Origin of the sequence: Litchfieldia stipae (genome assembly GCF_014837155.1) — a bacterium.
In the GTDB taxonomy this organism is placed as follows: domain Bacteria; phylum Bacillota; class Bacilli; order Bacillales; family Bacillaceae_L; genus Litchfieldia.
Window position 1 is genome coordinate 36615 of the sequence record NZ_JACYHA010000021.1, and the last position, 25824, is coordinate 62438.

The 25824-nt window shown below is 37.8% G+C and carries 26 protein-coding genes, 1 rRNA gene and 2 other annotated features; of the genes, 1 reads left to right on the forward strand and 26 read right to left on the reverse strand.

Annotated elements, in window-relative coordinates; translation table 11 throughout:
• Positions 1–58: 58 nt before the first annotated feature.
• The 25 genes from rpoB to F7888_RS18830 form a co-directional block, all read right to left on the reverse strand.
• Positions 59–3625, reverse strand: a complete 3567-nt coding sequence (rpoB, locus tag F7888_RS18710) for a DNA-directed RNA polymerase subunit beta (protein ID WP_191782193.1) — start codon at positions 3623–3625, stop codon at positions 59–61.
• 249 nt (positions 3626–3874) lie between these two features.
• On the reverse strand, positions 3875–4477 hold the full coding sequence (locus F7888_RS18715; protein WP_191782195.1) for a class I SAM-dependent methyltransferase: 603 nt from the start codon (positions 4475–4477) through the stop codon (positions 3875–3877).
• A 220-nt stretch (positions 4478–4697) separates the two neighbouring features.
• A complete protein-coding gene (gene rplL / locus F7888_RS18720; RefSeq protein WP_191782197.1) occupies positions 4698–5057 on the reverse strand; it encodes a 50S ribosomal protein L7/L12 in 360 nt (119 codons plus the stop codon).
• Between the two features lie 55 nt (positions 5058–5112).
• A complete protein-coding gene (gene rplJ / locus F7888_RS18725; RefSeq protein ID WP_191782199.1) occupies positions 5113–5613 on the reverse strand; it encodes a 50S ribosomal protein L10 in 501 nt (166 codons plus the stop codon).
• Positions 5614–5660: 47 nt separating this feature from the next.
• Positions 5661–5812 (reverse strand) — a sequence feature (ribosomal protein L10 leader region).
• Positions 5813–5860: 48 nt separating this feature from the next.
• A complete protein-coding gene (gene rplA / locus F7888_RS18730; protein WP_191782201.1) occupies positions 5861–6562 on the reverse strand; it encodes a 50S ribosomal protein L1 in 702 nt (233 codons plus the stop codon).
• A gap of 111 nt (positions 6563–6673) precedes the next feature.
• On the reverse strand, positions 6674–7099 hold the full coding sequence (gene rplK, locus F7888_RS18735; RefSeq protein ID WP_090859062.1) for a 50S ribosomal protein L11: 426 nt from the start codon (positions 7097–7099) through the stop codon (positions 6674–6676).
• A gap of 227 nt (positions 7100–7326) precedes the next feature.
• Positions 7327–7860: a transcription termination/antitermination protein NusG gene (gene nusG, locus F7888_RS18740; protein WP_191782203.1), complete on the reverse strand. Its 534-nt coding sequence runs from the start codon at positions 7858–7860 to the stop codon at positions 7327–7329.
• Between the two features lie 128 nt (positions 7861–7988).
• Positions 7989–8171 (reverse strand): preprotein translocase subunit SecE, encoded by a 183-nt coding sequence (gene secE / locus F7888_RS18745; RefSeq protein WP_191782205.1) that lies wholly within the window; start codon positions 8169–8171, stop codon positions 7989–7991.
• Positions 8172–8201: 30 nt separating this feature from the next.
• The gene (rpmG, locus tag F7888_RS18750; RefSeq protein ID WP_191782207.1) at positions 8202–8351 is read right to left on the reverse strand and encodes a 50S ribosomal protein L33; all 150 of its coding nucleotides are present in this window, start codon (positions 8349–8351) and stop codon (positions 8202–8204) included.
• Between the two features lie 130 nt (positions 8352–8481).
• The gene (gene sigH / locus F7888_RS18755) at positions 8482–9132 is read right to left on the reverse strand and encodes an RNA polymerase sporulation sigma factor SigH (RefSeq protein ID WP_412096014.1); all 651 of its coding nucleotides are present in this window, start codon (positions 9130–9132) and stop codon (positions 8482–8484) included.
• 68 nt (positions 9133–9200) lie between these two features.
• Complete coding sequence (locus F7888_RS18760; protein WP_191782209.1) at positions 9201–9710, reverse strand: NYN domain-containing protein; 510 nt, start codon at positions 9708–9710, stop codon at positions 9201–9203.
• A 5-nt stretch (positions 9711–9715) separates the two neighbouring features.
• Entirely contained in the window at positions 9716–10459 is a 744-nt protein-coding gene (rlmB, locus tag F7888_RS18765) for a 23S rRNA (guanosine(2251)-2'-O)-methyltransferase RlmB (RefSeq protein ID WP_191782210.1), read from the reverse strand.
• A gap of 17 nt (positions 10460–10476) precedes the next feature.
• Positions 10477–10893 carry a Mini-ribonuclease 3 gene (locus F7888_RS18770; RefSeq protein ID WP_191782212.1) on the reverse strand — a complete coding sequence of 139 codons (417 nt, stop codon included), beginning with the start codon at positions 10891–10893 and terminating at the stop codon, positions 10477–10479.
• A complete protein-coding gene (gene cysS, locus F7888_RS18775; protein WP_191782215.1) occupies positions 10893–12296 on the reverse strand; it encodes a cysteine--tRNA ligase in 1404 nt (467 codons plus the stop codon). The genes F7888_RS18770 and cysS overlap by 1 nt, the downstream gene beginning before the upstream one ends.
• Positions 12277–12930 (reverse strand): serine O-acetyltransferase, encoded by a 654-nt coding sequence (gene cysE / locus F7888_RS18780; protein WP_191782217.1) that lies wholly within the window; start codon positions 12928–12930, stop codon positions 12277–12279. Before cysE ends, cysS begins: the two co-directional genes overlap by 20 nt.
• Before the next feature lie 79 nt (positions 12931–13009).
• Positions 13010–13242, reverse strand: a binding site (T-box leader).
• Between the two features lie 94 nt (positions 13243–13336).
• Positions 13337–14794: a glutamate--tRNA ligase gene (gene gltX / locus F7888_RS18785; protein WP_191782219.1), complete on the reverse strand. Its 1458-nt coding sequence runs from the start codon at positions 14792–14794 to the stop codon at positions 13337–13339.
• Positions 14795–14812: 18 nt separating this feature from the next.
• Positions 14813–15292, reverse strand: coding sequence for a 2-C-methyl-D-erythritol 2,4-cyclodiphosphate synthase (ispF, locus tag F7888_RS18790; protein ID WP_191782221.1), 480 nt, complete (start codon positions 15290–15292; stop codon positions 14813–14815).
• Between the two features lie 16 nt (positions 15293–15308).
• On the reverse strand, positions 15309–15998 hold the full coding sequence (gene ispD / locus F7888_RS18795) for a 2-C-methyl-D-erythritol 4-phosphate cytidylyltransferase (RefSeq protein ID WP_191782224.1): 690 nt from the start codon (positions 15996–15998) through the stop codon (positions 15309–15311).
• Between the two features lie 150 nt (positions 15999–16148).
• The gene (locus F7888_RS18800) at positions 16149–17237 is read right to left on the reverse strand and encodes a PIN/TRAM domain-containing protein (RefSeq protein WP_191782227.1); all 1089 of its coding nucleotides are present in this window, start codon (positions 17235–17237) and stop codon (positions 16149–16151) included.
• Between the two features lie 190 nt (positions 17238–17427).
• On the reverse strand, positions 17428–18501 hold the full coding sequence (gene disA, locus F7888_RS18805) for a DNA integrity scanning diadenylate cyclase DisA (RefSeq protein ID WP_191782228.1): 1074 nt from the start codon (positions 18499–18501) through the stop codon (positions 17428–17430).
• A gap of 2 nt (positions 18502–18503) precedes the next feature.
• Positions 18504–19874, reverse strand: coding sequence for a DNA repair protein RadA (radA, locus tag F7888_RS18810; RefSeq protein WP_191782230.1), 1371 nt, complete (start codon positions 19872–19874; stop codon positions 18504–18506).
• Positions 19875–20039: 165 nt separating this feature from the next.
• Complete coding sequence (clpC, locus tag F7888_RS18815; protein WP_191782233.1) at positions 20040–22481, reverse strand: ATP-dependent protease ATP-binding subunit ClpC; 2442 nt, start codon at positions 22479–22481, stop codon at positions 20040–20042.
• Positions 22478–23575, reverse strand: coding sequence for a protein arginine kinase (locus F7888_RS18820; protein ID WP_191782237.1), 1098 nt, complete (start codon positions 23573–23575; stop codon positions 22478–22480). The genes clpC and F7888_RS18820 overlap by 4 nt, the downstream gene beginning before the upstream one ends.
• 3 nt (positions 23576–23578) lie before the next feature.
• A complete protein-coding gene (locus F7888_RS18825) occupies positions 23579–24127 on the reverse strand; it encodes a UvrB/UvrC motif-containing protein (protein WP_191782239.1) in 549 nt (182 codons plus the stop codon).
• A gap of 42 nt (positions 24128–24169) precedes the next feature.
• Positions 24170–24631, reverse strand: a complete 462-nt coding sequence (locus tag F7888_RS18830) for a CtsR family transcriptional regulator (protein ID WP_191782241.1) — start codon at positions 24629–24631, stop codon at positions 24170–24172.
• A gap of 276 nt (positions 24632–24907) precedes the next feature.
• On the opposite strand from F7888_RS18830, the gene F7888_RS18835 reads away from it, so the two are divergent.
• Positions 24908–25627 (forward strand): MgtC/SapB family protein, encoded by a 720-nt coding sequence (locus tag F7888_RS18835; RefSeq protein ID WP_412096015.1) that lies wholly within the window; start codon positions 24908–24910, stop codon positions 25625–25627.
• 88 nt (positions 25628–25715) lie between these two features.
• On the opposite strand, the gene rrf is transcribed toward F7888_RS18835, so the two are convergent.
• Positions 25716–25824: ribosomal RNA gene (gene rrf, locus F7888_RS18840) — 5S ribosomal RNA — on the reverse strand; the annotation flags it as partial.

Sequence of the window (25824 nt, forward strand, 5' to 3'; positions counted from 1 at the left end):
CCTCCCTTTTTATCTCCAGGTTTTACCCTAATTGCCTAACAAGTGGATTTTTTAATGATTACTCTTTAGTCACAGTATCCTTAAGCACTTCTTCTTCAAGTGTATCGTTATCTAATGCAACACCTTCTGATTGATTTGTATCGTCATCATCTTCAGTGTCGCGCATTTCTATTTCTTGCTCATCTTCAGAAAGGATTTTAACATCCATTCCTAGTGATTGGAGTTCTTTCATTAATACTTTAAATGATTCAGGTACGCCTGGCTCTGGAACATTTTCACCTTTAACGATGGCTTCATATGTCTTCACACGACCAACAACATCATCTGATTTAACTGTAAGAATCTCTTGTAATGTATATGCAGCACCATAAGCTTCAAGTGCCCATACCTCCATCTCACCGAAACGCTGTCCACCAAATTGTGCTTTACCACCAAGTGGCTGCTGTGTAACAAGTGAGTATGGTCCAGTTGAACGTGCATGTAGCTTATCGTCAACCATGTGAGCAAGCTTGATCATATACATAACCCCAACAGATACACGGTTATCAAATGGTTCTCCTGTTCTTCCATCATATAGTACAGTTTTTGCATCACGTGACATACCGGCCTCTTCAAGAGTGCCCCATACATCTTCCTCACGTGCACCATCAAATACTGGTGAAGCAACATGTATTCCTAGCTTTCTTGCAGCCATCCCTAAATGAAGCTCAAGCACTTGCCCGATGTTCATACGAGATGGAACCCCAAGTGGATTTAACATGATATCGATTGGTGTGCCATCTGGAAGGTATGGCATATCTTCTTCTGGAAGAATACGTGAGATAACCCCTTTGTTACCATGTCGTCCTGCCATTTTATCTCCCTCAGAGATTTTACGTTTCTGAACGATATAAGCACGAACTAATTGGTTAACACCTGGTGGTAATTCATCACCATCTTCACGATTGAAGACTTTAACATCTAATACGATTCCGCCACCACCGTGTGGAACTCGTAAAGATGTGTCACGTACTTCACGCGCTTTTTCACCGAAGATTGCATGTAAAAGGCGTTCTTCAGCAGTTAATTCGGTTACTCCCTTAGGTGTAACCTTTCCTACTAGTAAATCTCCGTCTTTTACTTCTGCACCAACACGAATGATCCCGCGCTCATCAAGATTACGTAGTGCATCCTCACCAACGTTTGGAATATCACGTGTGATTTCTTCTGGTCCAAGCTTTGTATCACGAGACTCTGACTCATACTCTTCAATATGAATAGACGTATATACATCATCTTTTACAAGTCGTTGGCTCATGATGATTGCATCCTCGTAGTTATAACCATCCCATGTCATAAACCCAACAAGAACGTTTCTACCAAGTGCTAATTCACCTTTTTCCATCGACGGACCATCTGCTAGAATTTCACCCTTCACAACTTCGTCTCCAACCGATACGATTGGACGTTGGTTGTAACACATACCTTGGTTTGAACGGATGAATTTCATCATACGATATTTATCTAAGTCACCTTTGACTTTTTGTCCATCAACTTCTGTGTAGCGTCTTACCCAAACTTGCTTCGCTTCAACGCGCTCAACAACTCCAGGGTACTTACAGATCACCGCTGCCCCAGAATCCTTCGCTGATACGTGTTCCATACCAGTTCCAACAATTGGAGATTCCGGTTGCATAAGTGGTACTGCTTGACGTTGCATGTTCGCTCCCATTAGAGCACGGTTAGAGTCATCGTTTTCTAAGAATGGGATACATGCTGTCGCTGCTGATACAACCTGTTTAGGAGATACGTCCATGTAATCAACTCGGTCACGATTAACCACCGTATTCTCACCACGGAAACGCGCGATGATATCTTCATCGATAAATGAACCATCTTCTGCTAAGCGAACGTTCGCTTGGGCAACTACATAGTTGTCTTCTTCGTCTGCTGTTAAGTAATCAATACGAGTCGTTACCTTTCCTGTCTCAGGATCTACTCGGCGATATGGAGTTTCGATAAATCCAAATCGGTTTACTTTTGCAAATGACGATAATGAGTTAATTAATCCGATGTTCGGTCCCTCAGGAGTCTCAATCGGACACATACGACCATAGTGAGAGTAGTGAACGTCACGCACTTCAAATCCAGCACGTTCTCTTGTTAATCCACCAGGTCCAAGAGCTGATAATCTTCGTTTATGAGTTAATTCACCAAGTGGATTCGTTTGATCCATGAATTGAGAAAGCTGAGAGCTTCCGAAGAACTCTTTCATTGATGCAATAACTGGACGAATATTAATCAGTTGTTGTGGTGTAATCGTGTTTGTGTCTTGGATTGACATTCTTTCACGTACTACACGTTCCATTCTAGACAAACCGATTCGGAATTGATTCTGTAGTAATTCACCAACAGAACGTAAACGACGGTTACCTAAATGATCAATATCATCTGTGTCTCCAACTTGATGTAATAAATTAAAGAAATAACTAATAGAAGCGATAATATCAGATTGTGAAATATTCTTAACAGATTCATCTGTATAAGCATTTCCAATCACATTAATTACAAGCTCGCCATCAGGATCGCTTGGAGCGAAAATTTTGATAGATTGAACAGTTGTATCCTCATTTAGAACGCCACCAGAAGGTGTTAACGTCTTAAATCCAATCCCATTTTCTAGGTTTGGTAGAATACGATCTAGTGTTCTTCTATCTAATAGAGTACCTTTTTCCGCAATAATTTCACCAGTTTCACCATCTACTAACGTTTCTGCTAATCTTTGGTTAAACAAGCGATTTTTTATATGAAGCTTTTTATTAATCTTATAACGACCTACATTCGCTAAATCATAACGTTTTGGGTCGAAAAAGCGAGATTCTAACAAACTTTTTGCATTTTCTACAGTAGGTGGCTCACCTGGGCGTAGTCTTTCATATATTTCAAGTAACGCTTTTTCAGTGCTTTCTGTATTGTCTTTCTCAAGTGTGTTTCTTAAATATTCGTTATCACCAAATAGATCAAGAATCTCTTGGTCAGAACCAAATCCAAGCGCACGCAAAAGAACCGTAACAGGTAATTTACGAGTACGATCGATACGGACATGTACTACATCCTTAGCATCTGTTTCATACTCAAGCCAAGCACCACGGTTTGGAATAACGGTTGCAGTGTATCCACGCTTACCGTTTTTGTCTACTTTACCACTGAAATAAACACTCGGGGATCTTACTAACTGGGAAACGATAACACGTTCAGCACCATTGATGACAAACGTACCTGTTTCAGTCATTAATGGGAAATCTCCCATAAAGACATCTTGATCTTTTACTTCGCCAGTTTCTTTGTTAATTAGGCGCACCTTTACACGCAATGGCGCAGAATATGTTACATCACGCTCTTTAGTTTCTTCCACTGAATATTTAGGTTCCCCTAAACTATAATCAATGAATTCTAATGATAGGTTACCAGTGAAATCTTCAATAGGAGAAATATCTTGGAACATTTCTCTTAATCCCTCATCAAGAAACCATTGATAGGAAGAGGTTTGGATTTCGATAAGATTCGGTAATTCTAATACTTCACTAATGCGAGCATAACTTCTTCGTTGGCGGTGTCGTCCATACTGAACTAGTTGACCTGTCAACTCATTCACCTCTCAAATCAAGCGTTTTTTAAAAAAATAAAGCTATTATTTTGCATCTATAGTAGAATACCTATAGACAAAAAGAAAAAGGGTTTCATTCAAGAAAACCACATTTTTCATCATAACGAACTATTGATTTTATTAGTTTTTCCATACTTTCTAATATTATACATTATAATAAAAAATTAGTTCTGCATGAAAAATATACATATTGGCATTTTATAATGTTAACATAGGTAAAAATAACCGTCAACCTTTTTTTGATTTTATGATATAATACCCTTTTTTCTTAAGCACAACCTCAACCTCAGAAAAAATTGATTCTAATTTCTCTATGGCCGACGGCGCCCCTTGCTTCTTCTGAATAACTACCCATAATTCTCCACCGTCAATTAAGCGGTGATAGCTTTCAGTTAATATTTCATGAACTACTTTTTTACCTGCACGAATTGGCGGATTGGTTAGGATCGCAGCATAATTAGTATGTGTTACATTCTCAAATAGGTCACTCTTATAAATCAGAGCATTATCTATTTGATTAAGCTTCGCATTTTCCTTTGCTAATTCAATTGCCCTCTCATTCACATCGATCATTTCAATTGTTCTTTGCGAAAATTCCTTGGCAATCGAAAGTCCGATTGGTCCATAACCACAACCTACGTCTAGAATTTGTCCTTCTTCTGATGGTTCTACAAAACTTTCGATTAGTAATCTCGAACCAAAATCTACTTCTTTTTTCGAAAACACACCATTATCACTCGTAAATTGATATGTATGATTTCTTAATTCAAAGGTCCATCGCACGGGATTACTTGCTACAGATGGTTGACTAGTATAGTAATGATCACTCATTAGTCTCGCACCTCCTCCATTAAGAAGTATTTACTTATTCCCATTTATCTAAACTATTTCTTGGAAGTATAGTATGTAGTGACTTTTTTTCGTAGAGATTCACTGATTAAGCGCATCTCCCCTATCAAAGATGCATCTCTTGAGGTACCACTCACTTACTTAGAGGTTTTTTGGTAGAGTTAAAAAAAAGCCCGCAATTACTGCGAGCTTTTTATCTTAATTACTTAACTTCTACGCCAGCTCCAACTTCTTCAAGTTTAGCTTTGATTTCTTCAGCTTCTTCTTTAGAAGCTCCTTCTTTAATAGCTTTTGGAGTGTTGTCAACTAATTCTTTAGCTTCTTTTAAGCCAAGACCAGTGATTTCACGTACTACTTTGATAACCTTGATTTTTTGAGCACCAGCAGAAGCTAATACTACATCAAATTCAGTTTGCTCAGCAGCTTCAGCAGCACCGCCAGCAGCTACAGCTACAGGAGCAGCAGCAGTTACACCAAATTCTTCTTCGATTGCTTTTACTAAGTCATTTAATTCTAAAACAGTCATATTTTTAACTGCTTCAATGATTTGTTCTTGAGTCATTGTATGTTTCCTCCTTGGAATATTTATCAATTTGTTTTTTTATATCGGGTAAAGATTAAGCGCCTTGTTCTTCTTTTTGATCTGCAACTGCTTTAGTTGCAAGAGCAAAGTTGCGAATTGGAGCTTGAAGTACGCTAAGCAACATTGAAAGTAAACCTTCGCGTGATGGAAGTTCAGCAAGAGCTTTAACTTCTTCAACTGTAGCGATATTTCCTTCGATAACACCAGCTTTAATTTCTAACGCTTCATGCTTTTTAGCAAAGTCGTTAAGAATTTTCGCAGGAGCTACTACGTCATCAGCACTGAATGCAATAGCATTAGGTCCAGTTAACGCTTCGTTAATACCAGCTAATTCAGCCGCTTCAGCTGCACGACGAGTCATAGTATTTTTGTATACTTTGAATTCGACACCAGCTTCACGAAGTTGCTTACGAAGTTCAGTTACTTCAGCAACCGTTAATCCACGATAGTCAACAACGATTGTTGATTTACTTTCACGGAACTTAGTTTCGATCTCAGATACGATTTGTTTCTTTTGTTCTACAGCACTGCTCATTCTTACACCTCCTATAGTTTTTATAAACACTTAATACCGATTCGGTGTAAAAGTATAAAAAACCTCTACGCCCTGCAGACGTAGAGGTGGTATATAGCAATTAATGCATTACAAAAATGCGATTACTACACCTCGGCAGGCCGATATTTAAGCTTGATATGCAAGCACCTACTGTCTACGGTACAAATGATATTTTTTTAACAACAGAATATATTATATTTTAAACGTTATTAAAAGTCAACTTCCATTATTTAGAAGCAACAAATGTAGAAGCGTCTACTTTTACGCCAGGTCCCATTGTAGAAGAAACAGCGATGTTCTTCATGTAAGTACCTTTTGCAGCAGCAGGCTTAACTTTTAATAAAGTTTCATAAATAGTTGTGAAGTTTTCTGCTAACTTTTGATCTTCAAAAGAAATTTTTCCGATTGGAACATGGATGTTTCCAGCTTTATCAACGCGGTATTCAACTTTACCAGCTTTGATTTCTTTAACAGCTTTGTCTACATCAAATGTAACTGTTCCTGTTTTAGGGTTTGGCATTAAACCTTTAGGTCCTAATACACGACCAAGCTTACCAACTTCACCCATCATGTCAGGTGTAGCTACGATTACGTCAAACTCAAACCAACCTTGAGTAATCTTTGTGATATAGTCGCTATCTCCAACATAGTCAGCTCCAGCAGCTTCTGCTTCTTTCGCTTTCTCACCTTTAGCAAACACTAATACGCGTTGTGTTTTACCAGTTCCGTTTGGAAGCACTACTGCTCCACGGATTTGTTGGTCAGCTTTCTTAGGGTCTACACCTAAACGGAATGCAACTTCAACAGTAGCATCAAATTTAGCTGTACTTGTTTTTTTCGCTAATTCAATTGCTTCAGCAACTGGATATGCTTTTGTACGATCTACTAATTTAGCAGCTTCAACGTACTTTTTACCTCTTTTTGCCATGATATTTCCTCCTCGAATGTGGTTTTAACGGATTTACCTCCCACGAATAAAGGTTGCGAACAGGTATAACCTAGTAACGCAACCCCCCAATACATGTGACATTACACAGGATTAGTCTTCGATAACAATTCCCATGCTGCGTGCAGTTCCTTCAACCATACGCATTGCAGATTCAACACTAGCCGCATTTAAGTCCGGCATTTTTGTTTCTGCGATTTCGCGTACTTTGTCACGCTTAACTGTCGCTACTTTATTACGGTTTGGTTCACCAGAACCTGACTCGATTCCAGCCGCCTTCTTAAGAAGAACTGCAGCAGGAGGAGTTTTCGTAATAAATGTAAATGAACGGTCCTCAAATACCGTGATTTCAACAGGGATGATCAATCCAGCTTGTTCAGCTGTACGTGCGTTAAATTCTTTACAGAATCCCATGATATTAACACCGGCTTGACCTAAAGCTGGTCCAACTGGTGGCGCTGGATTAGCTTTTCCAGCAGGAATTTGTAATTTAACCATTTTAATTACTTTTTTAGCCACGGTACACACCTCCTTAAAGTCCGTGATGTGGTAATAGGGGTTTTCCCTCCCACTCATCTCTTTATATAAAGATAATTTTATTATCCTTACATGTCTTGGTCATGTCTTTTAGACATACTGACCTTTGAAATTTTAACACTATACTAAATAGATTTCAAGTTTTTTCTAGAGTTTTTTTGAAATTAACTTAAAATCCTTCTGTATCTCAATTTCTTTCAATCAAATTCTTATAATTTCTCAATTTGAGCAAAGTCTAGTTCAACAGGAGTTTCTCTCCCAAACATATTAACATGAACTTTTACTTTATGCTTGTCCAGATCGATGTCTTCAATACTTCCAGTGAAATTAGCAAATGGCCCTTCGTTTACTCGGACAGTTTCTTTTAATTCAAAGTCGACTTCTACCGACTTTTCATCAACACCCATGCGCTTAAGTAGACTAGTAACCTCATCTGGTAATAATGGAGTTGGCTTTGAACCTGAACCTGCAGATCCAACAAACCCTGTTACTCCTGGAGTATTACGAACTACGTACCATGAATCATCAGTCATGATGATTTCAACCAAAACATAACCTGGGAATACTTTTTTCTTTACAACTTTCTTTTTGCCGTTCTTGATTTCTGTTTCTTCTTCTTCAGGAACAACAACGCGGAAAATCTTATCCTGCATCCCCATAGATTCTACACGTTTTTCTAAATTTGCTTTTACTTTATTTTCATAACCTGAATACGTATGTACTACATACCAATTTTTTTCCATTCGTTAGGACAACCAGCTGTCCGTCCCTCCCCTTGATCTTTTATAGGATTAACGCAATTAAAAAAACCCGTAAACGGGCTTTTACTGACTACATTATTTACCATCATTATACCATGACTTTGTATGACTTATTCAATAACCATACGAATTAATTTTGAAATACCTGTATCAATGAGTGCAAAGAAAACAGACACGAAAGTAATTGTTGATAAAACGATAATTGTATATCGAGTTAACTCTTTCCTTTTAGGCCAGCTAACTTTTTTCATTTCACGAGCAACACTTTGGAAAAACTTTACTAGACGCTGCATTATGTTACCTCCAACAGTTTTAGAAAAATCCTATTTTGTTTCACGATGTATTGTGTGGTTATTACAAGTCTTGCAAAACTTCTTTAATTCAAGGCGCTCTTCTGCTTTGCCTGAGTTAATCATAGTTGTATAATTACGACTCGCACAGTCATTACATGCTAAAACTACTTTTTTGCTCATCATTAGCACCTTCCGCTATGATAATAATTATAATAATTGTATAAATTCTTTAAAAATGTAACATAAGCTTGTTCTGGATGTCAATACTCCAGGGAAAGGGCTTTCGGTTGCACTTCACGTATGTGTCAAATTAAAGACTGATTTCTCTAATCTCTAAGTATCGTTCAAGTTTGCGTTTGACCCGCTGCAGGGCATTATCAATGGATTTCACATGTCTGTTTAAATCCTCTGATATCTCTTGATACGAACGACCATCGAGATAAAGTGCCAATACTTTCCTTTCTAAGTCACTCAATAGCTCTGCCATTTTGATTTCAATATCATCAAATTTCTCTTGATTTATGATCAACTCTTCTGGATCCATCACCTTTGCTCCAGAAATGACATCCATTAAGGTGCGATCAGATTCCTCATCATAAATAGGCTTGTCCAATGAAACATAAGAATTCAACGGGATATGCTTTTGTCTTGTTGCTGTCTTAATAGCTGTGATAATCTGCCTCGTAATACAAAGCTCAGCAAAGGCTTTGAACGAAGTAAGCTTGTCCTCTTTGAAATCACGAATGGCTTTATATAGACCAATCATTCCTTCTTGAACAATATCCTCTCTGTCAGCACCAATCAGAAAATATGACCGGGCTTTTGCACGTACAAAATTCTTGTACTTGTTAATTAGGTAATCGAGTGCATCACTTTCACCAGAATGAACTAATTCTACGACTTCCTCATCTTCTAATCGTTCATACACTGTGTTGACTTTTCCATTGAAGTTTGAAATCACGTCGATCCCCCCGACCGGACTTGTAGATAGAAATATTATACAGGACTTTTTTTGAAGGCGTCAACAGGTCACTTCTCTCCTCGTCGCCATTTTTCGAATATTTCTATCATTTCATCTGTTAGTGGGATCTTTGTAATGCTTTTCTTTTGATAAGTTTTCTGGACTTTTTTTTCAATCCCCTTTTCAATCAAACCCATTTCAGTTTGTAATTCTCGTGCCGACTTTCTTAGAGCCCCTTGACCAAATATCGCCCATTGCTCCGTATAATCTGAAGTCGCAACATGAATTTGGGTCCGCCGATCACTTAGCTCCTGAGCAAGTTTTTCAATCCGCTCATCTGCGGTTTCATTCTCTCTAGTAAAAATAACCTCTACCTTATGATTCTTACTTTTCTTTTCCGTCCCCTGAACAAGATGTGCGTCAAAAACAATAATCACTCGGTATCCCGTATAGGCTTGATATTCTGCCATTTTCTCAATAAGGATTTTTCGTGCTTCAGCAAAATCAACATTTTTTAGCTTTCGCAGCTCAGGCCATGCTCCAATTATGTTATATCCATCAACAATGAGGATATCCATCTTACCTATTCACCTAGAGGGTTGCGTTTACGATATACCTCATACATGAGGAGGCTAGCTGCGACAGAAGCATTTAAGGAGGTAACCTTTCCCTTCATTGGTAGACGAACTAAGAAATCACATTTATCTTTGATTAATCTTCCCATTCCTTTTCCTTCACTACCAATAACAAGTCCTAAAGGCATCGTTCCATCCATCTTCCGATAATCGTCTTTGCCTGATGCATCAGTTCCAAAAATCCAAACCCCACGGTCCTTTAATTCATCAATTGTTCTAGCAAGATTAGTAACACGAGCGACTGGGATATATTCAATTGCTCCAGTTGATGCCTTCGCCACAGTTGCCGTTAATCCTACTGACCTTCTTTTTGGGATGATTACACCATGAGCGCCTACACTGTCTGCTGTTCTTAAAATAGATCCAAGATTATGTGGATCCTCAAGTTCATCTAGTAAAAGGAAAAATGGCTGTTCTCCTCTTTCTTCTGCTACCTTAAATAAATCCTCTACCTCTGCATATTCATAAGCGGCCACTTGTGCAACAACGCCTTGATGATTACCTTCAACCATTTGATCAATCTTCTTTTTTGGGACAATTTGAAGCATGACCCCATTCTCTTTAGCAAGATTGATTATGACACTCATAGATCCTTTTTGTGAACCTTCTGCAACTAAGATTTTGTTGATATCTCGTTCAGATTTCAATGCTTCTATTACTGGATTTCTTCCAATGATAAAATCTGTTGACATGGTAATCCTCCTTTCTTTTATTTATTGAATGATTGATCGATATAGTGAAATGATGCGTTGATGATTTCTTCTAATCGGTCTTTATTTTTATGCAAATGATGATGCCCTATTAGTGCTTCAAAGGATGTACTATACCTGTAGGTTTGTACATCCGTATTTTTAGGAACAGTACCACTTTTCGCATTTCTTCCTCTTCTTAGTACACCCTCTTCTTCCTCAGTAAAGAAATCAAGCGAGTATAAGTGGTGCAAAATGCTGGCTTGAGCTTTTGCTGACACATACCCCTTCGCAATTTTGTGCAATTGATTTGGTCTCACTGCACCATTGCTAAGGATATGATGTCTGACGTACATTTCATAGACCCCGTCGCCCATATAAGCAAGAGCTAAGCTATTTAATTGGTTCACATCAATGGTTGATGAATCAAGTAACATTAGGACCCTCTTTTCCAACGAGTACCTTGCGGGGTATCTTCAAGGATGATATTCATTTCTTTTAGCTGATCGCGGATTTGATCTGACAGGGCAAAATCACGATTTTTTCTCGCTTCAATTCTTTTTTGAATAAGCTCTTCAATCTCCTCATCAAGTAAGCCCTCTTCATTGCTCAGCTTCAATCCTAGGACTTGGAAAAATTCTTCAAACTGATTCATGAAGTGCTCAATAACCTCAACAGACGTGTTCTTCAATTGAAGATAATAATTCGCTTGCTTAGACAACTCAAATAGAACTGACACAGCATTTGCCGTATTGAAATCATCATCCATCGCGATGATAAATTCTTCTCTTAGAGAATTGATGGTATTAATCCACTCTTGGTCATCATTTGTTAGATTTGTGCTGCTTTCTTTACGGTGCTTTAAGTTGTCGTATGAGGTTTTAATACGTTCAAACCCCTTATTCGTACTTTCTAACAATTCTTCATTGTAGTTAATTGGATGTCTGTAATGAACAGATAACATGAAGAATCGAATTAACTGTGGGTCATGCTGCTTGATAATATCATGGACCAAAATAAAGTTACCGAGTGATTTAGACATTTTTTCATTATCTATATTAATATACCCGTTATGCATCCAATAATTAGCAAATGATTTCTCGCTAATTGCTTCTGATTGTGCAATTTCGTTCTCATGGTGCGGGAACGCTAAATCCTGTCCACCAGCATGGATATCAATGGTATCACCTAGGTATTTCTTTGCCATCGCTGAGCACTCAATATGCCAACCTGGTCTTCCTTCGCCCCAAGGACTTTGCCAAGAAATTTCTCCTTCTTTGGCATTCTTCCATAGTACAAAATCAAGAGCATCTTCCTTTTTATCACCAACATCAATTCTTGCTCCTACCTTTAGTTCATCGATTGATTGATGTGATAGTTTCCCATACTCCTTAAACGACCTTGTACGGTAATAGACGTCACCACCCGCTTCATAGGCAAATCCTTTGTCGATAAGAGCCTGTATAAACTCAATGATAATATCAATATTTTCTGTAACTCGAGGATGTACAGTTGCTTCCTTACACCCTAGTGACGAAACATCCTCATGATATGCTTCAATGAAACGATCAGCTATAACAGGTACTTCCTCACCTAATTCATTTGCTGCTCTAATTAATTTATCGTCTACATCCGTAAAGTTTGATACATAGTTCACCTCATACCCGCGAAATTCTAAGTAACGACGAACCGTATCAAAAACAATCGCAGGTCTGGCATTCCCGATATGAATATAGTTATAGACAGTAGGACCGCACACATACATTTTCACCTTATTTTCTTCTATCGGTGTAAACACTTCTTTTTTTCTAGTTAAAGTATTATATATTTGAATGGACATTGCTATTTTCTCCTTTCTTTAGCTCTTCCTTTAGTTTCCCAACTTCAAGCTCAAGCTCCTTAATCCGATCAGCAATTGGATCTGGTACATCACAATGATTTAATCGATTGACTTTAATTCCATTTTGAATAACTACTCTACCTTTAATTCCGACTACTGTTGAGTTAGGGGGAACATCATTTAAGACCACAGCTCCCGCTCCCACCTTTGAATTTTCACCAATTGTGATAGAACCTAATACCTTTGCTCCAGTAGCAATAAGGGCATTGTCTTTAATTGTCGGGTGTCGCTTTCCTCTCTCTTTCCCCGTACCACCTAAAGTAACTCCTTGGAAAACTGTTACATTGTCGCCAATCTCACATGTCTCCCCAATGACCACACCCATTCCATGGTCAATAAAAAATCTTCGCCCAATCTTCGCCCCAGGATGAATCTCAATCCCAGTGAACAATCGACTAATTTGTGATACCACTCGGGCTAAGAAAAACAATTTCCGCTTATATAGACCATGCGCAATCCGATGATTCCATATGGCATGTAAGCCTGAATAGGTCAAAATCACTTCAATACGAGTTCTTGCTGCAGGATCCTGTTCAAATACAACTTCTATATCTTCTTTTATCCTACGAAACATGTTCTCCACTCCCCTTTAGAATGGTATTATTTTCCCCTTTTCCCCTCAAAAAAAAAAAAAAAACGCCTCTGTGTATAAACACAGAGACGTTTTCACGCGGTTCCACTCTGTTTAGGAACCCTCTAATTAGCGATTCCTCAACTTTAACTCACTTAACGGCGAGCAGCCGCCTTTGCCTACTAATACACTCGTATGTTCAACAAAAGACTCAAAGGTGCATTTCAAAAAACATTCCACTTAAACCACTTTCAGCCGGCGATGGTTCTCTCTAATAAGCAAATGCTTTCTTACTCTCCTTCTCAACATTTTCTGCTATTTAATTATTATATTAACCTTAATTATTTGAACTTATTCTTACGTAAACATTACTAATCATAGTTAACTATATTACATTTAAGTCAAAATGTTAACTAAAAATATTTTCAATTCGATTCACTACAGTTTCTAGGCCTAACAAATGGATTGCTTTTGGTAGATCTGGACCATGAGTTTGGCCAGTTGTAGCTACCCGAATAGGCATAAATAGTTTTTTCCCTTTTTGCCCAGTTGCCTTTTGAACTGCCTTCATTGCTGCTTTGATATCCTCCGCAGTAAATGCTTCAAGACTCTTTAGCTCATTCACAAACGCCTTAAGTACCTCTTCTACTTGCTCCTCTGATAAGACTTCTTTCGCCTCATCATCATAGCTTAGCTCATCCTTGAAGAAAAGTTCCGTTAGCTCAACAATCTCTGCTCCGTAATTCATCTTCTCTTGATGTAGTAAAATTAATTCCTTTACCCATTCCTTCTTATCAGCTGTCATATCCTGACCCACACGGCCGGCAGAGATAAGATGTGGTAAGGAGATGTCAACTAACTTATCCGCATCCACTGTTTTAATATATTGATTATTCATCCACTTTAATTTATGTGTATCAAATACCGCAGGCGACTTTGATAATCGATTTGCATCAAAAATATCAATAAATTGATCCTTTGTATAAATTTCTTCTTCTCCAGATGGAGACCAGCCTAATAAAGCAATGAAGTTAAAGAGCGCTTCTGGTAAGTAGCCTAATTCCTCATACTGCTCAATAAATTGAATAATAGACTCATCTCTTTTACTTAATTTCTTACGGCTTTCGTTAACAATGAGAGTCATATGGCCAAATGTCGGAACTTCCCAACCAAATGCTTCATAGATCATCATTTGCTTTGGTGTATTTGAGATATGATCCTCTCCACGTAGAACATGAGTGATCTTCATTAAATGATCATCGATGGCTACAGCAAAATTATAAGTTGGCGTTCCATCCTTTTTGACGATGACATAGTCGCCAATCCCTTCAGATTCAAACGAAATTTCGCCTTTTACCATATCATTGAATGAATACACTTTGTTTTCTTCTACTTTGAAACGAATACTTGGTAATCTACCTTCTTTTTCAAATGCTAGTTGCTCTTCTGCCGTAAGATTACGGTGTTTACCAGAGTAACGAGGCATTTCTCCTTTTGCAATTTGCTCTTCACGCTCTTGCTCAATTTCTTCTTCTGTGCAATAGCATTTATAAGCTAGTCCTTTTTCAAGAAGCTCTTCATAATATTTCTTATAGATCTCATTACGCTCAGATTGACGATATGGACCATATTCTCCACCTACATCTGTACTCTCATCCCAATCAATGCCTAGCCATTTCAAGTACTTTAATTGACTCTCTTCGCCACCAGCGATATTACGCTTCTTATCTGTATCTTCGATTCGAATGATAAATTTACCATTCTGATTTCTAGCAAATAAATAATTGAATAAAGCAGTTCTAGCGTTACCAATATGTAAATGTCCTGTTGGACTTGGTGCATAACGGACTCTCACTTCTTGAGTCATTTGTATCCCTCCATGATATTATTTACTTTTCATTAAGAGGACTGTTGCTTGTGCAGCAATTCCTTCCTCACGACCTGTAAATCCTAATTTTTCTGTTGTTGTTGCTTTTACATTTACTTGAGAAGGATCTGCTTCTAGTAATTCAGCAACCCGCTCCTGCATTTGACCAATATATGGCGCCATCTTCGGTTTTTGTGCAATGATGGTGCAATCAATATTTCCTAAGGAATACCCTTCCTCTTTAATAAGATTCCATACATGTGTCAATAGCTTGGCTGAATCAGCATCTTTAAATGCTGGATCAGTATCTGGGAAATGCTTCCCGATATCACCTGCAGCAATCGCTCCAAGGCAGGCATCTGCAATCGTATGTAATAGTACATCAGCATCAGAGTGACCTAATAATCCCTTTTCAAAAGGAATCTCAATTCCCCCGATGATTAACGGTCTTCCTTCAACTAATTGATGAACATCATAGCCTTGTCCAATTCGAAACATACGTTCATCTCCTCTTTTATTGGTTACTCCAGTTTGCTAGAATAGCCTCTGCAAACAGTAAATCTTCAGGAGTTGTTAACTTTATATTCTTATAATCACTTTCAACAATATACACATTTTTTCCTAAACGTTCAACTAAACTTGCATCATCAGTCCCAAGAAAGCCTTCTTCTCTTGCCTTTTGGTGGGCATCAATAAGGATATCAACCTGGAATGCTTGTGGAGTTTGAATAGACCAAACATTCGTTCTGTCTATCGTGTTTTTGACAGCTAATTGGTCATCGACTTGCTTAATCGTATCCTTAACAGGAACGGCTAAGATTGCTCCACTACTGGACTTTGCTTGCTCTATAAGCTGATGAATAGTTGGAATCCTTACAAATGGCCTTGCTCCATCATGTACTAGAACAATCTCCGTGTTACCGATTGCCTTTAATCCATTATACACACTATCCTGTCTTTCCTTCCCGCCAAACACAATCCTTTTTACTTTTTTTATCTCATATTTCTTTAACAATTCATTTATCTGCTCGGATTCGATTGGATTGATGACTAAAATAATCCCAGCACATTGATCATCCTCTTCAAACACCCTCAACGTATGTATAATAAGCGGAATCGATTTGATCGTCACAAACTGCTTGTTCTTTCCCGCATTCATTCTTTTTCCCTGCCCTGCAGCAAGAATAATAATTTCATATGGCAATTTATTATTCACCTCATTGTCAAATCAGACTCTCTCTAAATCAAAAAAAAGAGGCTTGCAACTGATAGATATCCCGGCTTTTCCTCCTCAGTTTTAAAACTAAGAACTTGCATACTAAGCCTACATCTATCATTCAAACCTCCAACAACACTATAATGCTTTTTCTAATAGCTTGGGTTTTGCAAAGATCATTCTACCTGCAGATGTTTGTAGCACACTTGTTACTAATACATCGATATGCTTGCCGATATAATCTCTTCCATCCTCAACAACAATCATTGTTCCGTCATCAAGATATGCAATCCCTTGATTATGCTCTTTCCCATCCTTAATAACTTGAACCTTCATCTCTTCACCAGGAAGGACTACTGGTTTCACTGCATTTGCTAAATCGTTTATATTTAAAACCGCGACATTTTGCAATTCACATACTTTGTTTAAGTTAAAGTCATTGGTTACAACGACACCCATCGTTAGCTTCGCTAGCTTCACTAGTTTGCTATCGACTTCTTGAATCTCTTCAAAGTCACCTTCATAAATTTCAACCTTGATTGCTAGTTCCTTTTGGATTCGATTTAAGATGTCAAGACCACGTCTTCCTCTGTTTCTCTTAAGAACATCTGATGAATCAGCTATATGCTGAAGCTCTTCAAGCACGAATTGAGGTATAACAATGGTTCCTTCTAAGAATCCTGTTTGGCAAATATCAGCGATCCGTCCATCTATAATAACACTAGTATCTAGAATTTTTAATTTCTTACTAATAGGCTCAATTTCTTCTTCCTCATGACCCTTTTTCTTACTCTTGTTGATTGAAAACAAGTTCACTAACTCATCCCTTTTTCTAAATCCTACTTGGAATCCAAGGTATCCTAATAATAAAGTGACGAAGATAGGAATGACTGTGTTAACAACAATCCATTGTATTTGCCCTAATGGGATCACAATTAAAAACGCAACAATGAGTCCAATTATTAGTCCCAAACTACCGAATATTACATCTGTAATCGGCGCTTTAATAAGTGTATCTTCTAGCCATTTAATTAAACCTACAATGTAATCAACTAACCAAAAAGTAGTAAGAAATAAGATAATTGCACCTAATACAGCCAGTGTGTATGGTTTATCTAAAAAAGGAACGTCTCCGATATTTAATAAGTCAAGAAGCTCTGGTATAAAGAAAATTCCAAGAGTACCTCCGACTATTAGAAAAAAGATATGAACTATACGCTTTAACATTCCTTCACCTCCTCATAATCATTATAAACACTTTATACTAATTGAAACCTACATTAAATAGTTTTTTTAAAATGTAAAGGTAATGACATGTACGTGTAAAAAAGCAAAATAGATAAAATAAAGATTATCATTGTAAAAAATGATAGTCAAACCAAAAATGGTATATTTTTGAAATTCATATCTTACTCTACTATACGTCCCTGTCAATTGTTAGTTGTCTTCTAATATTCATTAATCCTGATTTTATTTTTCTTGCACGGACTTCACCTATCCCTTCTACTACATCTAAGTCTTCTACGGATGAAGTTAAAATATGTTTCAAATGATTGAAATGATTTATGACATTTTCGATAATATGAGTCGGAAGTCTTGGTATTTTATGAAGAACTCGGTACCCCCTCGGACAAACAATTTCATCCACATTTGTATTAGGAGAGTATCCCAATAACTTTAATAGAATCGAATCATCAAGAAGCTCTTGATTTGATAAGGACTGTAATTGCCCAAGAATTGTATAAGGTTCAGTTAGTTCCGCTTTCGCATAATCTTTAATAATATGAGCTGCCTCTTCTTCTATACTAACGAGTAACTCTCTTAATTGTAGTCTTAATAATCGACCTTCTGTTCCTAGTTCATTAATATAGCCAAGGATTTCACTCTTAATTCGAACGACCATTTCGATTCGATGAATTACAAGTAATACTTCCTGAATCGTGACTAGATTCTCAAATTCTAAGACACTAAGGTCTGTAATGGATTGCATAAGAACTGACTTATATTTATCAAGTGTTTGAATCGCTTGGTTTCCTTTTGTAAGGATGACTCCAATATCCTTTAGAACATATCTTAAATCACCTTTGTATAAAGTGATTACATTCCTTCTTTGTGAAATGGCAATAACTAAGCTACTCGTTTGCCTGGCTACCCTTTCCGCTGTTCGATGCCTCATACCTGTCTCAGAAGAGAAGGTGGTTGGATCAGGCATTAGTTGTGCATTAGAAATAAGAATGTTCTTTCCCTCATTATCTAATACAATCGCTCCATCCATTTTTGCTAATTCATAAAGAGAAGCTGGTGAAAATTTACAATCAATTCGAAATCCACCATCCACAATACGTTCCATCGAGGCATTATATCCAACGACAATAAGTCCACCTGTCTTTGCACTTAAAACATTTTCAATTCCTTCACGTAATGGTGTTCCTGGAGCAACGAACTTCAAAATTTGAGCTAAACTTTGCTCATGATGTATAATTTCATCCATTTTCATCCCCCTAGTGCATGTTTAAGCGCCTGCCTAACATCTGAAACTCCTACAATTTCAATTCCTTTTGGTACACTCCAGCCTCCGATGTTTCTCTCTGGTATAATCACACGTTTGAATCCTAGCTTAGCTGCTTCTTGGACTCTTTGTTCAATTCTAGACACTCTTCTTACCTCACCCGTTAAACCAACCTCTCCAACAAACACATCTGTTGCCCCAGTCGGTTTGTCTCTGAAGCTTGAAGCAATACTAATAGCTACCGCTAAATCAATCGCAGGTTCATCGAGCTTAACCCCTCCTGCAACCTTTAAATAGGCGTCTTGGTTTTGTAACAACAGTCCGACCCTTTTTTCTAATACTGCCATTAACAGGGATACCCTGTTTTGATCAATCCCTGTAGCCATTCGGCGTGGATTACCGAAGCTTGTTGGTGAAATGAGGGCCTGAATTTCAACTAATACTGGACGTGTCCCCTCCATCGAGGCAACCACCGTCGAACCCGCTGCTCCTTGTGAACGTTCTTCTAAAAAAATCTCGGACGGATTAGCCACTTCATCTAGTCCAGATTCCTTCATTTCGAAAATACCCATTTCATTTGTTGAACCAAATCGGTTCTTAACCGCTCTCAAAATTCGATACGTATGGTGACGTTCACCTTCAAAATACAATACCGTATCAACCATATGCTCTAAAAGTCTCGGACCTGCAATCGACCCTTCCTTCGTTACATGCCCAACAATAAAGATAGCAATGCCCTTGGTCTTTGCAATTCTCATCAATTCAGAAGTACACTCCCTAACTTGAGACACACTTCCTGGGGCTGAATTGATGGAAGAATGATACATCGTTTGGATTGAATCAACCACAACAAATGCTGGATCTAATTCGTTAATAGATTGTGAGATATGCTCCAAATCTGTCTCAGACAAGACAAATAATTCCTTCGAAGTGACGCCAAGTCGATCAGACCGTAGCTTTGTTTGCTTCACTGATTCCTCACCTGAAATATATAGCACTCGATTTCCCTTAGCCAATTGTGCTGACACCTGAAGAAGCAATGTGGATTTTCCAATTCCAGGATCTCCACCTATAAGTACAAGTGATCCTCGGACAATTCCTCCCCCTAGAACTCGGTCAAACTCCTTGCTTTCGGTATACATTCTGGGCTCACTGATGGTTTCAATTGAGGTGATTGGTGAAGGTTTACTTAGTACCGTTGAGGCTGAATGATTAAATGCACCTCTTCGTGCCGTTGTTTGTTCAATTTCTTCAACTAATGTATTCCATGCGCTACAGCCAGGGCATTTCCCCATCCATTTTGGAGATTCATAGCCGCAAGTTTGGCATGTGAACTTTGTTTTCTTTTTTGCCATAATAAAAATACCTCTCTTATAAGAATACCTATGTAATGATTGAATTATGAACAATTTTAATAAAAAGGAAGCTGACCATTCGTTCTTAGCACCACTTCTCCCCCAGTCAACCTATGAGATAAGTGGTGCCCAAACTAAATTCAGGGTCAGCCTAATTGTCATTGATTATAATTGATTTACTTTTTCCGCAAGCTTAACAACAAATTCTCCATTTTCGATATCCATGATGATATGTTGTCCTTTTTCTATTGAACCCTTTAAAAGTTCCTCAGAAAGCTTATCTTCAATTTGCTTCTGGATAGCTCTTCTTAATGGACGAGCTCCATACTCTGGATCATAACCTTCTTCAGCAATTTTCTCCTTCGCTGCGTCAGTAATTTCTAATTCTAAATCTTGCTCTTGTAGACGCTTTGTAAGCTGATTAGCCATAAGCGTAACAATTTCTTTTAAATGCTTCTTCTCTAGCGAATGGAAGACGATAATTTCATCAATACGATTTAAGAACTCTGGACGGAATGCTTTCTTAAGTGCATCCATTACCTTGCCCTTCATATCCTTGTAGTCTCTTCCCTCATCTTGAACATTAAATCCTAAGTATTTATTACGTTTAAGCTCACTTGCACCGACGTTAGAGGTTAAGATTAAGATCGTATTTCTGAAATCAACTGTACGACCTCTTGAATCTGTTAAGCGACCATCCTCTAATACTTGTAATAAGATATTAAATACATCCGGATGAGCCTTTTCAATTTCATCTAATAAAACAACTGAATATGGCTTACGACGAACCTTTTCAGTTAATTGGCCACCTTCATCATACCCAACATACCCTGGAGGTGATCCAACTAGGCGTGATGTAGAATGCTTCTCCATGTACTCAGACATATCAATTCGAATCATCGCATCCTCATCACCGAAGATTGATTCTGCTAAGGCTCTTGCCAATTCTGTTTTACCAACACCAGTTGGCCCTAAGAAAATAAATGAACCAATTGGTCGCTTTGGATCCTTAAGTCCTGCTCTAGCACGTCTCACTGCTTTAGAAACGGCTTTAACCGCCTCTTCTTGACCGATTACTCGTGAATGAAGAATTTCCTCCATATTCAGAAGCTTATCTGTTTCAGTTTGTGCAAGCTTAGACACCGGAATTCCGGTCCAGCTAGAAACCACCATTGCAATATCTTCTACTGTTACTTCTGAATTCTCTTGGCCTTGCTTTTCTTTCCATGACTTCTTCGTTTCTTCTAACTTCTCACGTAAACGTTGCTCACTATCTCTTAATGATGCAGCCTTTTCGAATTCTTGGCTTTGAACTGCAGCATCTTTCTCTTTTCTAACCTCTTCTAGCTTTGCTTCAAGCTCTTTTAAGTTCGGTGGAGCTGTATAAGAACGTAAGCGCACTTTAGATCCAGCTTCATCGATCAAATCAATCGCTTTGTCAGGTAAGAAACGATCAGATATATAGCGATCTGATAATTTAACTGCTTGAACGATCGCTTCATCGATAATAGATACTCTATGATGAGCCTCATAACGATCACGTAATCCTTGTAAAATTTGAATTGATTCTTCAATCGTTGGTTCATCAACCGTAATCGGCTGGAATCTTCGCTCTAAAGCAGCATCCTTTTCAATATATTTACGATACTCATCCAGAGTTGTCGCTCCAATACATTGTAGCTCTCCTCTTGCTAACGATGGTTTTAGAATATTAGAAGCATCAATTGCTCCCTCTGCACCGCCAGCACCAATTAACGTATGAAGCTCATCAATAAACAAGATGATATTACCAGCTTGACGAATTTCATCCATCACTTTTTTCAAGCGATCTTCGAATTCGCCGCGGTATTTAGTACCTGCAACAACCGTTCCCATATCTAATGTCATGACACGCTTATCACGTAATGTCTCTGGTACTTCATTATTAATAATTTGCTGTGCTAGGCCTTCAGCTATCGCTGTTTTCCCTACCCCTGGTTCCCCAATTAACACTGGATTGTTTTTTGTACGACGGCTTAGTACCTCAATGACACGCTGAATTTCCTTACTACGTCCAATTACAGGATCTAAGCTACCTTCTCTAGCAATTGCCGTTAAATCACGTGCTAGACTATCTAAAGTTGGTGTATTGGCACTAACAGTCCCACTACCTTGGTGACCTGAAGAAGATTCATTACTACCTAGTAATTGAAGCACCTGTTGACGTGCTTTGTTTAAGCTTACTCCAAGATTATTTAGAACACGAGCTGCAACACCCTCGCCTTCTCTAATTAACCCCAGTAAGATATGCTCAGTACCGACATAAGAATGACCTAGCTTCCTAGCTTCATCCATTGAGAGCTCTATTACTTTTTTTGCTCGTGGTGTATAATGAATCGTTTGAGATGCATCATGTCCTCTTCCGATCAACGCTTCCACTTCTTTTTGGATTTTTTCAGGTCCTAAACCAAGTGCAACCAATGCTTTAGCAGCAATCCCTTCACCTTCACGGATTAATCCAAGTAGGATATGTTCAGTTCCAATATTATTATGTCCAAGGCGAACAGCCTCTTCTTGAGCTAATGCTAATACCTTCTGTGCTCGTTCAGTAAATCGTCCAAACATCATGATTCATCGACCTCCATGCTATTAGTCTTTTTTTCTTCTAGCTCTAATCTTTCTCTAATTAAAGTGGCTCTTCTAATATCTCTTTCATTTGGTCTCAGCGCCCCACCAGCGTATAATTGCAGAAACCCTGGTTGAGTCAATATCATTAATTCATTTAAGATATTACTTGATAAATTTTTGATATATCCCAAGTCTATCCCTAAGCGCACATCTGATAAGCATTTAGCTGCTTCCTTTGATTCGATAATACGGCTATTTGCTAATACACCATATGAGCGGTACACCCGGTCTTCTAATTGTATGTTTGAAGTCTTAACTAATGCGTCTCTTGCAGAACGTTCTTGAGAAATTAACTGACTTACGACACTTTTCAAGTCCCCTACAATATCTTCTTCTGTCTTTCCTAAGGTAATCTGATTTGAGATTTGAAAGATGTTCCCTAAAGCTTCACTACCCTCACCATAGGTCCCTCTGACAACTAGACCTAATTGATTAATTGCCGGAATAATTCTACTCATTTGCTGTGTCAAAATTAACGCAGGTAAGTGCATCATGACAGATGCTCTTAGACCCGTTCCAACGTTTGTTGGACAGCTTGTTAAATATCCTCTTTTTTCATCAAAGGCATAATCTACCTTTGTCTCGATCCAATCATCCAATTCATTTGCCGTCTTCAAAGCTTCTTCAAGCTGAAATCCAGGATATAAGCATTGAATTCTGACATGATCTTCTTCATTGATCATGATACTAATCTCTTCATTCTCAGATAACAGACATGCTCCAAATGGGGAGTCCTCTGCCAGATGTGGACTAATAAGATGTTTCTCAACTAATACTCGTTTCTCAATTGGTTGTAGCTCATTCATATCTAACAGTTCTAATTCTCCAATATTGGAAAAATACTTATTTGAAAATTGCCCAGAAAATAATTGAATAACACTCTTTGCATCTTCATTTGTTGCTAGAGTTGGAAACAACGTATGCTCTAGATTTCTTGCTAATCGAATACGTGAGCTTAATACAATATCCATCTCTGGACCATCCTGATTCATCCAAGAACTAATTGCCTTATCAATAAATCGTTCGAGCGACATAGATTATTGCTCCCCCTCTCTATGTTCACTTACACTTCGTTCTAATGCTCTTACTTCATCTCTAATTTCCGCAGCCTTTTCAAATTCTTCAAGGCTAATGTATTCTTGTAGCTTTCCTTTTAATTCAGCAATTTGCTTACGAATGTGGATACTTCCTCCAATTCTCTTTGGAATCTTTCCATTATGAGTTGTATTCCCACTATGAACTCTTTTTAGAATTGGATTTAACTGATCTCCAAATGTTTTATAACAATTTGAACAACCAAATCGTCCAACCTTCGCAAACTGTTGAAAAGTCATTTTGCACTTTTCACACTGTAGCACTTCACTCTTTTGAAATGCATCCTTCGTTGGTTCAGAAATCTGAGGTTCTATATTTAATAAACCAGATAACAGGTTATGAATGGAGAATCCATTATTTCCTGAGAACATCAGCATTTCCCCCTTATCCTGGGCACAATGCTCGCAAATATGAACTTCAGTCTTATCACCATTCACTATTTTCGTAAAATGTAGCGTTGCTGGTCTTTTTTTACATTCCTGACAAATCATAAATTTCACCTCTCTAATCATTCAAGAAGAAATTTCATTTTATTATTTATACATTAGTGACTTTAGCATTGCGTTTAACATCCTTGCTCTCAGCTCATCTCGATATGGTAGCTCTAAGAAAAGGACTGACCGATCAATCACGCTTAGCATTATTTTGGCTTCTCGGTCTGATATGATGCCTTCTTCAACTAGGCGAAAAATCACATCCTCTGCACTTGCTTGACTTACTCGATTCTCAATTAAATGGACCAATTGTTTAATAAGGTGTGCATCATCATTGGTTTTCACCTTCATTATGCGAATATAGCCGCCCCCACCACGTTTACTTTCTACTAAATACCCACGTTCAAGAGTAAAGCGTGTATTAATTACGTAATTAATTTGAGATGGGACACATTCGAATTGTTCTGCCACTTCACTTCTTTTAATCTCCACAATATCTCGGTCACTTAATTCAAGTACCTGCTTTAAATACTGCTCAATGATATCAGAAATATTTCGCACTCTGGCTCCACACCCCACCTTGACTTTGACTATATTTGACTATAACAATACTATAAATTGAATTAAAAAAATTTTCAACTATTGTGACTGATACCTTTACTATCCTATCCAAAAAAATCTGTTTACAAAACATCTTTTATATTTATTATATGTCTGTTTTTCATACATTTGCTTAGTAAGTATAAATTGATTGTTTTAACATAAGTATTTCATAATAAGAAATACTTTATATATATGTCTTTTATCTAACGCATTAATGATTCAGGAGGGGGATTAGTGGCGTTTATTACAGATGAAATGATCACATCAACGATTCGTCTATCACTTATTGTGTTATTAAGTGGATTAATCGGAATTGAACGAGAAATGAAAAATCACCCTGCTGGTTTAAGAACTCATATCCTAGTTGGAGTAGGCTCTTGCTTATTAATGCTCGTATCAATTTTTGGATTTGAGGACTACTTAACAGAACATCCAAAGTTAGTTGGGTATGATCCAAGTAGGATACCTTCCTATGTCATCTCAGGTATAGGATTCTTAGGCGCAGGAACGATCTTAGTTCATCGTGGGATTACAGTAAAAGGTTTAACAACAGCAGCAAGCATCTGGGTAGTTGCAGGGTTAGGATTGGTTGTTGGGATTGGCATGTTTTTTGAGGCAATTTTAACAACAATTATTATTATTACAACGCTCTTTTTCTTAAATAAATTAGAAGCACTATATAAAAATAAAGTAAAAGGTGAAAAATTTATACAACTCACTCTCGTCGTCAAACAACAAATAGGTAATTTAACCATTCTGAGTGATTTAATTGCTAAAGAAAAAATTGAAATTGTTGAAATTGATTCAGAGGAGTATGATACTCAAAACCTTGGTTTGGTGAAGTATACTCTTCTTGTAAAAATCCCAAAGAAAGCAAGCAAACAAATTATAGTGGAGAAGCTTCAAAAATTAAGTATTGTTCATCGAGTTAAGGTGAAAAATGCTAGTAATTAAGGCAAGGGTAGCTAGTATTCCTTGCTTACCCTTTTGATTTTTCACACACAAAAAAGACTAGTTCATTAATGAACTAGTCTCCTCTGTTGCCTAGCGACGTCCTACTCTCACAGGGGGAGTCCCCCAACTACCATCGGCGCTGAAGAGCTTAACTTCCGTGTTCGGTATGGGAACGGGTGTGACCTCTTCGCCAAAAT